14 protein-coding genes and 1 pseudogene are annotated in these 14,757 nt (G+C 32.0%); all 15 read right to left on the bottom strand.

Going from position 1 to position 14,757, the window contains the following annotated elements; all coding sequences use genetic code 11:
• On the bottom strand, positions 1-1,050 hold the full coding sequence (locus tag U5R06_03910; GenBank protein MDZ7721979.1) for a hypothetical protein: 1,050 nt from the start codon (positions 1,048-1,050) through the stop codon (positions 1-3).
• Entirely contained in the window at positions 1,019-2,776 is a 1,758-nt protein-coding gene (locus U5R06_03905; GenBank protein MDZ7721978.1) for a hypothetical protein, read from the bottom strand. Before U5R06_03905 ends, U5R06_03910 begins: the two co-directional genes overlap by 32 nt.
• Positions 2,777-2,782: 6 nt before the next feature.
• Positions 2,783-3,904 carry a glycosyltransferase family 4 protein gene (locus U5R06_03900; protein MDZ7721977.1) on the bottom strand — a complete coding sequence of 374 codons (1,122 nt, stop codon included), beginning with the start codon at positions 3,902-3,904 and terminating at the stop codon, positions 2,783-2,785.
• Between the two features lie 107 nt (positions 3,905-4,011).
• Positions 4,012-4,584 (bottom strand): hypothetical protein, encoded by a 573-nt coding sequence (locus U5R06_03895; protein ID MDZ7721976.1) that lies wholly within the window; start codon positions 4,582-4,584, stop codon positions 4,012-4,014.
• 714 nt (positions 4,585-5,298) lie between these two features.
• Positions 5,299-6,365, bottom strand: a pseudogene (locus tag U5R06_03890) (nucleotidyltransferase family protein).
• A complete protein-coding gene (locus U5R06_03885; protein ID MDZ7721975.1) occupies positions 6,362-7,438 on the bottom strand; it encodes a GNAT family N-acetyltransferase in 1,077 nt (358 codons plus the stop codon). The pseudogene U5R06_03890 and the gene U5R06_03885 overlap by 4 nt, the downstream one beginning before the upstream one ends.
• A gap of 14 nt (positions 7,439-7,452) precedes the next feature.
• Entirely contained in the window at positions 7,453-8,022 is a 570-nt protein-coding gene (gene purN / locus U5R06_03880) for a phosphoribosylglycinamide formyltransferase (protein ID MDZ7721974.1), read from the bottom strand.
• A 476-nt stretch (positions 8,023-8,498) separates the two neighbouring features.
• Complete coding sequence (locus U5R06_03875) at positions 8,499-8,690, bottom strand: hypothetical protein (GenBank protein ID MDZ7721973.1); 192 nt, start codon at positions 8,688-8,690, stop codon at positions 8,499-8,501.
• Between the two features lie 76 nt (positions 8,691-8,766).
• The gene (locus U5R06_03870) at positions 8,767-9,057 is read right to left on the bottom strand and encodes a hypothetical protein (protein MDZ7721972.1); all 291 of its coding nucleotides are present in this window, start codon (positions 9,055-9,057) and stop codon (positions 8,767-8,769) included.
• A gap of 3 nt (positions 9,058-9,060) precedes the next feature.
• Complete coding sequence (locus U5R06_03865; protein MDZ7721971.1) at positions 9,061-9,903, bottom strand: hypothetical protein; 843 nt, start codon at positions 9,901-9,903, stop codon at positions 9,061-9,063.
• 136 nt (positions 9,904-10,039) lie between these two features.
• A complete protein-coding gene (locus tag U5R06_03860; protein MDZ7721970.1) occupies positions 10,040-10,585 on the bottom strand; it encodes an MATE family efflux transporter in 546 nt (181 codons plus the stop codon).
• Positions 10,586-10,608: 23 nt separating this feature from the next.
• On the bottom strand, positions 10,609-11,769 hold the full coding sequence (locus U5R06_03855) for a hypothetical protein (protein MDZ7721969.1): 1,161 nt from the start codon (positions 11,767-11,769) through the stop codon (positions 10,609-10,611).
• Positions 11,769-12,650 carry a class I SAM-dependent methyltransferase gene (locus U5R06_03850; GenBank protein ID MDZ7721968.1) on the bottom strand — a complete coding sequence of 294 codons (882 nt, stop codon included), beginning with the start codon at positions 12,648-12,650 and terminating at the stop codon, positions 11,769-11,771. Before U5R06_03850 ends, U5R06_03855 begins: the two co-directional genes overlap by 1 nt.
• Positions 12,637-13,839, bottom strand: coding sequence for a glycosyltransferase family 4 protein (locus U5R06_03845; protein ID MDZ7721967.1), 1,203 nt, complete (start codon positions 13,837-13,839; stop codon positions 12,637-12,639). The genes U5R06_03850 and U5R06_03845 overlap by 14 nt, the downstream gene beginning before the upstream one ends.
• The gene (locus U5R06_03840) at positions 13,836-14,747 is read right to left on the bottom strand and encodes a hypothetical protein (protein ID MDZ7721966.1); all 912 of its coding nucleotides are present in this window, start codon (positions 14,745-14,747) and stop codon (positions 13,836-13,838) included. The genes U5R06_03845 and U5R06_03840 overlap by 4 nt, the downstream gene beginning before the upstream one ends.
• Positions 14,748-14,757: the final 10 nt, after the last annotated feature.

Raw genomic sequence — 14,757 nt, 5'->3', positions numbered from 1 at the left:
TTAGGCCAACAAATGGTTATTTTTCTCCAAATATTTCACAACTCCCCAGACGTAGGCTTCCTCCTGGTCAAACTCTTTTGGTTTTACCACCCACTCGTCTCCTTCCCTGCAAAAATATTCCCGGCATTTGTGCTGTGTTGATGTCCCAAAATAAATTGTTTGAAATTCGAAAATATATCCTTTTTTACCATCGAATGCAAAATCAAGCGAAAGATGCGGCACACTCAACTGGTTATAAAATTCTTCAATAAAAGGAAACATATCAAATGGCAGTTCCGAGTCTTTTCCAATGAGGTAGTTCAAACCACTGCCACTTGCTCGAAAATCATTCGGTTTTATATGACGCTTCAAGACATAATACTGATCCCCATAAATCAATACCTTCCAATCATTGTTCAAATTTGGCACAAAGGGTTGAATAATGAACTTTTTCTGATATGGCGATTCTTGTACATATCCTCTATGCTTGAATTGCCGTAGTTTATCTTTAAGCTCAAATTTAAGCAAAGGTGTGCGACTCAATTTCTTTGCTCTCTGGATTACCTCAGCTTCCGAATGTGCTATCTGAACTCCCCTGCTCATTGCGCCTGAACTTGATTTGATGACACATGGTAATTTTAGCTCTCCTCGGCTTAGCGAATATTCTAATTCTTCCAGCGTTCCAAAAAATTTGGTTGGAACAAGCTGAAATTTTGAATCTGTATGTAATGTTCGTAAAATTTCCATCATAACTTTATTATGATGAGCTCTTAAATAGTGCATGGATGGAATTACCGTCGCACCAGCTAAAGTCAATCCCGTTACAATATCTTCAATGTACTGTTTATATTTTTCACTAACATCTTCTGAAGAAGTGTATATAATAAAATTTTGCTTCCAATCTTTGGATTTGAAATCAATATCGACAAATCTCTGAAAAACGCATTCATAGCCATATTTTTTGAAATATTGAACCAATAAACTTTTATCGTAACCACTTCTGTAAGGAACCGCTTTCCATTTACTGCCAAAGTGATTTTTATAATCCGTGAGCGCAAATATTTTTTTCATCAGTAGCTTTAGTTTGAGTTAGTAATCCAAGCGCTAAATTAATTCCTGCTAAATTTGCGGATTTCTTTTTTTCAGCAGGCATCAAGCCATCATATTGATTGGATGTAAAATTAGAATCCACGGTGATTATTTCACTGATTTCGTTTATATGTTTACTATTTAATTCCTGCAATATTATAGGCTTGTACCAAAGATCATAATGATGGGGCCGTGGAAACATACGTTTGTTTTTGTGAAACAAATGGTTTTGAACATAATAATATGCCGCCTTTGGAATTAAATAATATTTGCATAAATCATCAACACAATAAAGTCGGTCAAACCTTGTATTTGCAAGTGCTGGACACAAGTATTTTATTGATTTTGCATAAAATATTTTGGAACGAAAATTCGCTATAGGATTCTTGTTAAAGTTTCGCTTTCTTAAAAAGCTAATATTCGAGTTTAACACATATTCTAAAAATTCAGGGTTCATAAAAGGAACAATCAGATTACTATGGTTTTTATATACATTATTGACTGTGCCAAAAAATTTTGCAAACTTTTCATTAACTAAAAAGGTTAAAATATTTCTTTTATCATCTCTGTAAAAGTATTTGGAAACTGTCTCAATATATTCTCTTGCAATGCTTTGAACATACTTTTGATTTAAAAATCCTATACTCCCAATAGTATCTATAAGAATACTACTTGCCACTTTCTCACTTTCTGCAAATAGCAACTCAACGGCAAGTTTTGTAATCGTAACTTGCGATCCCAACGACTGCCCTTGCATCATTTCCCCCCCCATAAAGCCCGTAATTAAATTAGAGCCTTTTTGAAGGTTTCTGATGTGCATATAATGAGGCAAATCTAGCAGAGTTGGATTTGCAAGGTTTGCAGCGATAAACTCGCGCAAAATATTAGAAATATTCGCGATATACTTTTCATCAAGCTCAAACAGAGTATGCTTGTTGGAAAAATTGTGAATAAAACTTTTGATGGTCTCTTGTTCAATATTACCCGCTTGGCCAAATGTAAATGTATCAACTTTTAAATTTTGATTCATACAGAGAGCTAATAATTCTCTTGAATCAAAACCTGCAGTCATTGTGAGATTTATTTCTCTTTTTTCTGCAATTTCATTTGCAAGCGATTCATTCAGTAAATCTACAAATACATCGCGAGATATTTTATATTTACTCTCCTGGTAATGAAAATTTTCAGCAAAATTATTATCGACACTAATAAACAACTTGTAGCTATCAATTTTCACTTTTGATCCTGCTAAAAGTCTTTTGATTTCGGAAAGTAATGTTCTGTCCATCAAAGTATAATTAAAAAGTATTATATCCAGAATGGCGAAATCATCAGTGCTCTCCATTGAAAAACTCTTGATCCATTGAAAACAGGACGAAATAATAATACTCTTATTTGATTTTAAATAATAGAGAGGATAAATTCCAAAAACATCGTTATAAATTATCGCTTCTCTTCGTTCTTTGTTGACAATGGCAATATATCCATTCTTTAGCTTGTGGATATTAGCTTCAACTTTTGCGATTGATGGCTCTTTTGAGATGCTATTAACAAATGACAAGTTTGCATCAGCAAAAATTAAAATTTCGTCAGAATCGTGCACCAACTCTCTTTCATTTATTTGGTGATATTTTTCATAGCTAAGGTAAAGATCACCAATTCTTTCATCATGCCCGTTAAGTCTTTTATTCGATATATAAAAATCCATTGCTGTCTACTGTGAAATTACTCCGTTAATAAAATCTCTTAAAATTTCAGCATTTTTTTGTAAGCTGAAGACCTGATACGCTTTTTGACGTCCTCTTTGACCTTTTTCTAAGGCCTGATCATAGTGCGAATAAACGAATAAAAGAGTTTCAGCTAAATTGACTTCAATAGTGTCCTTTGAAATATAGAAAACTTCTTCCTTTGATAAATAGCTTGGTATCTCTCCAACATTAGTTGTAATTACCGGCTTTCCGGACGCTAAATACTCCCCTAATTTCGCTGGAAATCCGTGCCTGGCTTGCAAGCTATCTGGCCGAGGCAAAACACATACCTCAGAGCTTAATAGCAATGCTGGAATTTTATCTCGTGATACTAATCCAAGAAATTTTACTTTTTTTTCAAAATCAGGATCTCCAATTGTGCTACATACAATATCTGAACTGTCATCTGATATTCCTGCAATCCAAAGCTCCCAGTTTAAAAGTTTTTTGTGAACTCTCAAGAAAGCCCTGATAAGATGATTAATTCCATCTTTGCTTTGATCCAAGCTTCCGGCATAAAAGATGAATTTGACATCTTTGTTATTATCAATGAGGACATTCTCGAATCTACTAAAGTCAACAGTCATCGGCAAAAGCGTGATTTGACACCTCTCTCCTGTATAGGAGCTATAAAATTTCTGCAATTGTGAACTGATTACTGAATAACCATCAAAAAGCTTGAATAACCATGGATAAAGAAATCTTTTGTAAAGAGAGACTATTCGATGTTTATTATTTATTATCTCAATAGGTAATTCATTACGCTCGCTTACAATTTTAATTCTATAACTTTTAAAGAGGATAAAATAGTATATGCTCATGATCGGGTCTACACCAAATAAATATACAACACTATTATTATGAGCCTTATCTACCTTAACAATATTAAACGATGCTCTCATTAAACTTGCTCTAATGGCCAAGCCCCTTATTAGTGTATTTTTTCGAAAAATATCTGTGACATCTGTCGCTTTGAATATTTTTGTATCAAAATAATACCCTGCCATTCTAGTAAGAGAAAGAAATCTGTTATAACTTGCTGTATCTATTTTGCGATTAGGTAAATCGATAAAATAAACTCTATTCAACTTGCTTCACCATTCAATGCTTGCATCTTTATTTGATTTGTTTTAACCGTTGAATTAATTTGTCAAACATTGTGCATATTCCGGGTCAAATTGCAATAAAATTGAACTTAAATTGTGGAATTGCCTTTTTTATCAACCCCAAATTGTGTAAAATAAAGACCCGGAATAATTATTAACAACATTAAATAAGGTTCACGCCCAGCAATATTCTTCACAAGTCCCAGCATTACAAATGCAAGTATAGAAAGTGAGTAATAATACCCAAACTCATTGTCAAACAGGGAGTGTATTTTTTTGTAAACTGTATAAAGCATATAGATAAAAGCGCTAAATCCCAAAATTCCCCATTGCGTAAGGCGGTTCATCCAAAATAAATGCCCACCTCCTCCAATGTTATAGGTTTCTGAAGAAGAAGCTGTTCCCAAATGGGGTTTTGGTACAAATGCCTTAAAAAGTATGGGGTATCTTTCAGCTCTTCCTCCAGCTTCTGTTGTAGTAGTAAATTCCGGCATTTGAATAAAAATGGCAAAGTCTGTCAGTTTGGAATGAATGACAGATGTTGAGTCAAAATAACCACTCAAATAAAGGAAAAAGTCTGCGTATATTGTTTTTGGAATATATATAATGGAAAAAAATGCAATCAGTACTGAATATTGTTTTTCCTCTTTTAGATCCACCAAATGAAAGTATTAGTATTGCCAAAGCGACCAAAACATTTCCAAAGACCTGGGCTCTGAAAAGTGTTATTAAAACCAGTATTAAAACTATTACCAGGATTCGCCTACTGAAAAAAAATAGTTTTCGGAATTTTATATAATAAACTAAAATGGGTATTAGCAGTACAAATGCCTGCGCATATCCATAACCTGCTGATCCTGTCATCTTCGCAACCTGCTCTTGAACGGGGGATAACCCGCCAGCAGAATTCCTGACAACAAGAGGATCCATATTAAGACCAATATTCGTTCCTATAAGGGTAATTAATACGAAAAAGAAGCCAAGTTTACTAATCTTTCCCCACAAATAAAACTTTCTTTCAGAAATCAAAAATGTGGAAATAACAGTAAAAACAGATAAATTATAAAAGTGTTCCAACAGTACGTTCCTGGTCCAGTCTGTCATATATTGCCAGAATGTATATTGTAAAGCTCCTAAAACAAGAATTCCAAACCCCAAAACATTTATCAGTGGTTTATTAAAATAAATATCCGGTTTCGATAATAGCACTATCAAAAGGGTAGCAGGCGCCCAGAAAAAGCGAAAACTGCCTATAATCGGTGGTAGATTTCTAAAAACAACATATAGCGATGTTGATGCTATTGTTATTAAAAAAAGATAATATATTGTTTTATCGCGGTTGCTCATTAAATAAAAAAGTAACAACTAATAAAATATTAGGTTTGCCTTATTACATTGGTATACTCATCCCACGTACCAATATCTTTCCATGAATTCTGACTAACCGGGAAAACACCTCGATTTTCCCACCTCGCTTTTAATCTTTTGGATAAGGTCGGTAATATGGAAAAATTTGTTTTCAGGTATTTCATTAATTAGATGCGGCTCTAAAATATACATACCGGAATTAATTTTAAAGGTTAATTCCGGTTTCTCATTGAGCGATTCCAAAATACCATTTTCGCGTGAATCTATTGTCCCATACGGAATTGGATAATGCTTTAAGGCAGCTACAATGGTAATATCATTTTTATTTTCCGTATGGTATTCACAGATTTCGCTATAATCCTCTTCAATGATAATATCGCAGTTGCTAACAAAAAATGATTGATTTATCTTACCCTTCAACAAATATAAGCTTCCGGCCGTTCCTAACGGCTTTTCTTCCTCAAAGAAGTCAATGTTGTATTGATTATGATTGAATTGTTCCAAGTAATGTTTTATCATTCCTGCTTTATAGTTTACAGAGTATAAAAAAATTGTTGCAGCCCACATCCGAAAAGCGCTGCATGATATCTTCAAGTATAGATTTATTTCCGATGGGTATTAAAGGTTTTGGCAACACGTTCGTTAAGGGTTTCATTCGAGTCCCCTTGCCACCGGCCATAATAACCACCGGTAAATTAAGTTGCTTTTTCACAGGCTTTCTTTCTACCGGAAAAACATCTTCCCAAAAATATACGTCTGATAGTTGTTTATTTTTATCCAGTACAGGCATGCATTCTGCCTTGTATTTAAGCATTTGTGACTTAATTAATTCGAAAGAGTCAGCGATATTGGCAACTCTTGTTACGCGGCGCAATATTTTTTCCAGCGGGGTATCCAAAGATTGGTTTTTGATAATGGCACGCTGAATATCGCCAATGCTTAATACATTGATGAATTCAGAACCTTCAAAGACTAACAATAGCCTTTTAAACGTTTTATCCATTCTTTTTAGCGCATCTAAAATCGTTGATGCATTCTGGATACTAATTGATTTTATCTTTTCTTCTTTGTTCATTGTATATCCCGATATCCTAATAAACGATGCTTGTTTTGATTATAATGCTTCGGATATTTATGCTCCCATTGTTGTTTTACTTCCTGATATATCTTATCATGATGAATTTTTTTGCCAATCTTAAAATTAAGCCTGCTTTTGGAAAATTTTGATTTAAACTTAAATAATGAGTCATATTCATTTTTGGAATTGCCGCCGCCAAAATGGATATATCTGCATCCTTTATCAAAAGCTTTCTGAATTGCTAAATTTTGCATATAGTCATTGATAGGTAATTTTCTGTGATTTACCGAACCAGCCGAAAGGAAGTTATGGGCATAATGTTTTGTAAATAAAATTGAAAAACATCCCAATAGTTGATTTTCTTTCCAAACCAGTATTAGTTCCTGTTGCTGTTTTAAGTCGGCTATTTGTCGGAAAAACTCTTCTGAAAACAAATAATAATCAGTGGATTGAATATACTGCATTGTCTCTAAATATAAATTATAGAACCTAGAAAATTCATCCTTGTCTTCAGCTAATGTATGATATAATTGCTGTTTTTCGGCTTTTCTACAGTTTTTTCGGGCTTCTTTAGAATAAGCTTTTTGCCAAATATCATCCAAATCATCATATTCAGATAATTTAATAAAAACCGTTGTTCTGTCATATATAATATTCCAGTAGCCATTATCAAATCTATCATTCCCTAAAACTGGCTGAAATCGTGTAAATTCCGCAACAACATTGTTATTTATACAATAATCATCAACAACATTATAAAAGCTATCAATAAATTTTTTATCATAAGATGAACTCAATACCCCATTATAGCCATAAGCACCTTGAATATCGAAATATGTATCATCCAGATCATAACCCAACTCATTCACTGAATTCATTAAAAAAGGATAAAGCGCAATTTCTCCATCCTTTTCAAAAACAAAACATTGAGCTTTTCCATCACCGTAATTTTCGTATAATTCATAATATTCAGGGGTGTAATAAACATCTTGTTGCTCTAAAGGCAATTTTTGGAAACATTCCTTCCACACTTGTTTGTCTACTAAAGATAAAATTTTACAATTTAGCATATGTTATACAATTCCTACTTAAATATCTTATTTATTGTTTTTATACTAATAATCGTTCCTGCTCTAAAGACCTTCATATCAACACTTTTAAAATCATCATCATCATCTATATTAACTGCTTGCTGCATAATAATTTTACCACCGTCTAATGACTCGTCGACCAAATGCGTTGTTATGCCAGTTATTTTTACGCCATATTCAAGGGCTTGGTCAATTGCTTTAAGTCCTTTAAAACTAGGCAACAAAGAATTATGAATATTTACAATTCTTTTATTAAATTCTTTTAGAATTGTATCCCCAATAATATATTTCCATCCGGCCAAAAAAACATAATCAATTTTATTTGATTTTAAAATTGAAAGTATTTCCTTTTCAAATGCTTTTTTACTCTGAAAATTTTTTTTATTAATTGTTTCTGTTTTTATTCCATTTTGTTTTGCAACATTTAAAGCGTAAGATTCATTATTGCTACTTAATAAAAGTTCCAAGCTTGGTCCTATTAAACCATTTTTGTATTCATTTATAATATCAATAGCTCCGCGGCCATAACCAGAAATTAAAATGGCAAAAGATTTTTTTTTCATAAAGATTATTTTTTTGAGAACCTAATATTAGTTTTAAATTGAAACAAAATATTTTAATAATAATATTACTTTGCAATAAGACACAATATTCAATCAATTAATTTTCTGATTATTCTTCTTAGCTTATTGAAGACTCTTCTAAAAAAAGGTTTCTTTTGAATAAATATAATTCTCAAAATGATAAATATCATACTCTTTAAAATATTCAACTTTATCCGGATGTTTTTTTACCGTAAAATTTTCATCAAAAGATCTGTAATGATGTTCAGACCTTCCTCTTGCATGAAGGCCATATTCGCCAATATTAGAAGTGAGATTAACTTTTGGAATTACTGAAAGCCTATTATTAACTCTATGAAAATAATTCCCAATAGCATCCCATGTGCTATTCCCAGGCCCCCTTTCGTTTATTTGTTTAAATTTTTTCTGAAAAAATTTTGCTTCTTTTTTGCTATTGGTAATTGATACTCAAATTGTTAATCGATCAATGTTTTGGGAAACTGTACATTCAAATCAAAAGTATCCCAGGCTCTTTTCCATGTGGCCCACCCCAATGAATGTCCGTATTTAGCAAAAAAATAATCCGTATCTCCTGGTACCGGAATAGGCGTAAAATTGGAACCCGTAACGGTTCCGACTCTCTCATCATCCTTATATTTAATCAGCATTTCCTGTGCAAATTTCAAAAATGACAAAGGGGCAGATAATTTCATCTTCCAAAATAATGGCATTATTCTTTCTGTTTCAGATACCCAAGATATCGCGCGAAAGAACAGTAACCTCGGCACCTTTATTGGTTTCATTATATTTATAATGGGTTTCGCATAGCCAATCTACATTTTGCAAAATGGCTTTTACCTCATTTACCAGCTTATCTTCTCCGGGTTTATCCGGTCTCGGGCCATCAATGGCAACATAAAGTTTTTCAGGTTCAGCCTGCCGGATGTATTCGAATGTTTTCACTGTAACATCAGGACGGTTGAAGGCGATGATAAGGATAGGGGCATGGATAGTAGGTTTATTATAAATTGTCATAATTTACATTAATTTGTTTTTAATTGTTTCATACAAACTTTTGAACTTGTCTATTTCCCACTTATTCATACTAAAATATCTAAACACCAAAAGGTAGAGAAAAAATGCACCAAGTAAATTAAAAATCACTCTAAGTAGAGTCTCTTCAAAATAGTAGCTAATAGAAAAAGCAAATATAATACTGGTGAAAATTGGAAGAAGTAAAGGGAGAAAAGATTCTTTTAAGAACTTATTAATTGCTAATCCCGCAATTTTTTTTCCATAATATAACCTTGCAACGAATGTGAATAAACCGAAAAAAATACCAACAACAAAAATTGTTTCAGGTGGGTATTCCAGGGTATATAAAAAATATGCAAAAGCCACCCCCGACACCATTATTATACTCTCAGCAATGGTCATTTCCTTTATGCGCCCGACAGCACTAACAGCCGTTCCTATCTCAAAAGAAAGTTTCTGCACAAATAAACCAATGAGTATAAGTCTGGCAAAAACAAATGTATAATCCGGAACATCGGTTAACCAAAGTTTTAATAAATAATTTAATTCAAAAAAAATAGGAATAGCAAAAAGCGAAAATAGCAAGGCTGAATATTTTGTCGCAAGCGCTGTTATCCGAAGCATTCTATCGCGGTCGCCCCCGCCTTCACTTTTTACAAGCTGGGGTCTTATTGCACGTGTCATACTAACCGAAAGATTATTTACCTGATTCGATACTTGTTGCGAAATTCCATTAGCCGCATTGAGTCTTACTCCAAAAAAAACATTTATAATAACACCTCTTATCTGGCTGGCAATGATTGACGCAACTGAGCCAACAAGTCTCCAGGAACTAAAAGAAAGCATCGATTTTATCTGGAACCTGTCAAGGTAAATCGTTTTTATTTCACATTCTTTATATTTTCTATTGCTGTATACAATCTTTATGGACCTCTGAATTAACTGAGATAGAAACATTACAAAACCATAAGTAACCAACAGTTTATAGCTGGCAAATGAAAGATATACGGGCTGCGGCCAACCGAATAAAATTACCAACCAAATCAAAAACAGAAAGCATAAATAAATCTTCATGTGCATTCATTATAGCATCATAAGGAGTTAATGCAACAGTAACAAAAGTAGATAATGTAACAAAATGAAACACGGTTTTTGCTGCCTGCATCCTGTTTTCAGGAATGTTGAGATAGTATTCAAACATAAAATATCCACCCACTTCAATGATTATTAATAAAGCTAATCCAAGAACCAGGTGTAAAAAGAGAGCGGTGTTAAACGTTTTTTTTAAAAATAAATCATCATTTTTTCCAAGACTATGTGATAAAAAACGCATGGAAGCACTCGACAAAATAGCTTTTAAGAATGCCAACATACCAACCACTCCGGCTACCAGCGAATAGATTCCATAATCTGTTTCCCCCAGGGCGGCTAAAACTAATCGAGTACTAATCAACCCGATGATTAATACAACAATTAGTTTACCATACAGCACAATGCTATTAAGAATAACTCTATCGGAAGTTTTCAACTAGGGCAATATTTAAATAATTGTTATTCAATGAGTTTTTTAAAATTCTGTCCTAACACATCCAGTGAGAACTCATTTTCAAAGGCAACTCTTGTTTCGCTAAGCAAATTATCATATACATTCTTATCAAGAAGTATTTCCTCAATTTGTTTAACAATATTTTTCACTTCCAGCGATGAACAATGTACGCCACATTTATAATTATTAAAAAATTTCCCTACAGAAGAATAATCAGGCCCATGAAAAAATATCGGTAAACCAGCGGATAAGTAAAAACCAATTTTGCTTGGAAAAGCGTAACTCATATGGTGCTTACTTTTATCGTCAAATTTATATGGCGCATAGCCTAAGTGTGAATTTTGCATGTAAGCTATCAAGGTCCGCTCGCTTTGCCATCCCAGTTCTTCTATACTAATATTATCGTAAGTTTTTTTTAGCTTGTAGTTGGAAGCAATGGTAAATACTAATTGGTAATTTGAATTTTCTTTTTGAAATTGAGACAATGCTTGAGCAAATATCTCAATTTCATTTTTTGCATAAACTGAACCCCCAAAAAATATATGAATTTCAGAATTATCCTTGGACATTGTGAAAGTTTCAGGAATATTATTTTCGTACCCAAGTCTTAAAATAGCAGTTTTTTGAGAATAATTGTTTTTTATATAATTATCCATTGCTTCTCCAGCTACAAAAATTCCATCAAAATTTCGTATAGCTTTATAATAGTTGTCTCTCTTTAACTTATAAATTCTTTTTTTATCCGCTTGCTCGGCTTTAACGGTATCTGAAATAAATCCAATATGCTTTATGTCCTCAATAATAATAGGATCACTTAAAATTGACAGTACATCTGCACGGAGGAGAATAAAAGCGCGATCTATATTATTTTTCTTTACAAAGCGTTTTAGCCGGTATCGAACAAAAGGAATTTTTATAAAATAATAGAATTCTTCGATAAAAGGAATTTTCTTTAAATATTTTAGCCCTCTAATACGTGGCCAAATTCTCAAAGAATGCAATTCTTTAGGCATATTATCATACTTACTGGGCCATCGTTTCCTGGTTCTGTTCCCAATTCCAAAATAACAGAAGTTTTCAATTCCATATACTTCCATTATCCTGCGGTAAAGAATAGCACCAGCATTATCCCCTAAAGCATAACCGTCTCCTATGAATAAAATCATTATCCTATATGTTTTTTGCGTATTGCTGCAATAAAGTGGTCATTTACTAAAGCTACAGAATAACTATTGTTTTTATTAACATAGAGATTTAGCCAGAATAAAACTCTTACTATCAATCCTTTTATTATTTTCTTTAAAAAAAAGCGAAGATGTACACCTCCGTATGCATGCTTAAAGAAATAAAAATTGACAATTTCTAAATTATGCTGATTCAACAAATTTTTAAGTGATTTTTTGTTGTAAAATACAACATGCTGTTCTCCTTGATAATACCTCCAATGCGATTTGGAAACTTTTGCATTTAAAGAACTAGTATTTCCTGTTTTAATAAGTAACAAGGTATCTTTCGTCATATATTTTCCAATCTCGTAAAATAATGCATGAGGTTTGTTCAAATGCTCTATAACATCATATAGAATAATAATGTCAACTTTTTCACTTAAACTATTGTGACTAAAATATCCATTAATTATATTTAAATTAAATGTTTCTTTTGCATAATCACAGGCAACTTGTGATGGTTCAATACCATACAATTTATGAATTCCATAATTATGAAATTCATTCAATAAAGATCCAGTACCACAACCTATTTCTAAAACAGAAAGGTTTTCGTTTTCAAAATCGTATGACTTTAAAATCTTTATTAGGTCTTTCACTTCATTTTTTCTTGAAAAATTATAAATTGAATAATCATCAAAATCTAGATTTTCATAATTGATTTTATTTGCAGAACGTTTAAATTGTAATTTACATTCATTACATTTTAAGAGTTCAAATCTATTTCTATTATCAGTAAAAAAAATGATAATATTGTTAGATTTGCATACAGGGCATAATATTAAATTACACATAACTTGACTTTTTTTATTTAAAATCATTAATTACACTTCTATAAGCTTTCAACAAGCTTTTCCTAATCTCATCATCCGAATGCGCAAACATTTTATGTGCGCGTTTATAACTTTTCTCAGCTCTCTCTTTTCTTAAATCAGGATTATCAAGCAAATTTTCAATAGCTTTAGCCAGCCCTTTTACATCTAATTTATCAACCAATGAGATTATTTCTTCTTTTTCATTGACTTCATGTATGCTACCTACATTATAGGCAACAACAGGGATTTTCAAAAACATGCTTTCCAATATAGTTCCTGAAATAATATCGTGATAAGTTGGGAGAACACTAATTTTGGCTTTAGATGCCATTTTATGCACATCATTTTGGGTAGGGAGAAAACCGGCCCATTCCACATTGTTGTGCACTCCTAACTCCTCAGCAATACGCTTAAAAGGTTCAATATTACCACTTCCTATAACACAAAGCGATATATTTGGTTTTTTCTTTTTAATCATGCTAAGTGCTTTTAATAAATCCTCTATTCCCTTATCTTTTGCTATGCGAGCAAAAAATACCAAATCGTATTTTTTTGAAATATTTTGAGGGTAATTGATTTCAGATTTCGGATACGTATTCCAAAACAAATTAATATTTGGGTTAAAACCTTTTATATCGTTTGCCATTGTATTGGTCCGATAAAAAGCATTTTTAATTCTTCTTAGGATTTCAGATTCAACAGCTATACGTTTTTTTACCTTAGTTGAGTTAATTTTGCTAGTCTTAGAAATAAACCCTTGCAGAGTTAGAATGGTTGGATACGTATTAATAAACTGTAAAGCCGTAGAGGAATAATAAGCATTTTCTGCTCCGTGTAAATGGATAATATCGGGGTTTATTTGGTTTACTAATTTTTTTGTTATCCGCCTATTTTTCTTGTAGTTTGAAATATAATCCCATTTTAAAAAACCTGGCCAATGCCTGCCAATTAAAGGCATATGTGCATTGTAGAAATAATAATTAATACCTTCCTTGGTATATTTCTTTATTCCTTTGATATATTCATGTGGGGAGATAACGTGTAATTCAAGGCGAGGATCGTTTTCCCATATTTTAAGAGATGTTGGAATCCAGGGGGCAATTTCCCCTATTCGTTTAAATGGCTTAATATGGTCTTGAACATCCTTGTTGGTAAAGTGACATAGCCAAACAACTTTTATTTTTTTAGTATTCATATCCTATCTATAAAAAAAGTATCTAAACCTGAATTACTTAATGATATTTTCAAATCATTTATATTTATTTCTCTTTTCTTAATATTCACAACGTCAGTATATCTCATTCCATTTCCAGCAACAATATGATAATCATTCATTGGGATATCGGTTCTAAACTCTGCAGCATCAATATTAAGTTTAGTTGATAGTTCTTCAATACTTTTTAATGAGTTATCAATAAATCTTTCATAACTTATAATGTGAAAATCTTTATCATTCATGTGTTTTATTATTGAAAGTATATGTTTGTTATAATAATTTTGCCATCCAATTACTTTACCCTTTGATTCCTTTACCCATTTAGATTTCATTACTTCATTAATATCTCTAATTAAAATAACAGGAAAAACATCTATTTTTTTTCGAAGTTCATTAAATCTAATAATGTCTTTTGAAGAGTCTATAATATATTCTATCATTGGATTATGACTAAAAATAGAATCATATATAACTTTATTGTTTGCATTTGATTTTTTTAAATAATTGGAAAATAATTTTTGGGGGATTATCTTATAAAACAAATTCCATTTATAAATATAACGAATGATTTTATCCTTTTTGAAATCCGTGAAATATGACAAACTATCAAAATGTTTTATGGGAACTAATTCAGGTGTTTTCTTGATTTCAACTTTTCTATATTTTGCTAAATCATTAATAACATTCGACCAAACTATGCAATTATCAAAGTATTCTCCACAAGTACATTTTTGAACTGAATCAATATTTTCAATTTTCCTGTAATATTGCCAAGTTAAATGTTTTAATTCACCTGTGGAAAAGGTGTTTTTAAATTGCCCTAACGAAATATCTAAGAGAGTTGAGCCAGAATGGCCAACTGATAAAATAAAAATTACTTTTTTCATCTGGTTAAGT

The sequence above is a fragment of the candidate division KSB1 bacterium genome, from assembly GCA_034521575.1.
In the GTDB taxonomy this organism is placed as follows: domain Bacteria; phylum Zhuqueibacterota; class Zhuqueibacteria; order Residuimicrobiales; family Krinioviventaceae; genus JAXHMJ01.
The sequence above is the reverse complement of the archived record's forward strand: the minus strand, read 5'-3'. Positions and strand labels throughout refer to the sequence as shown.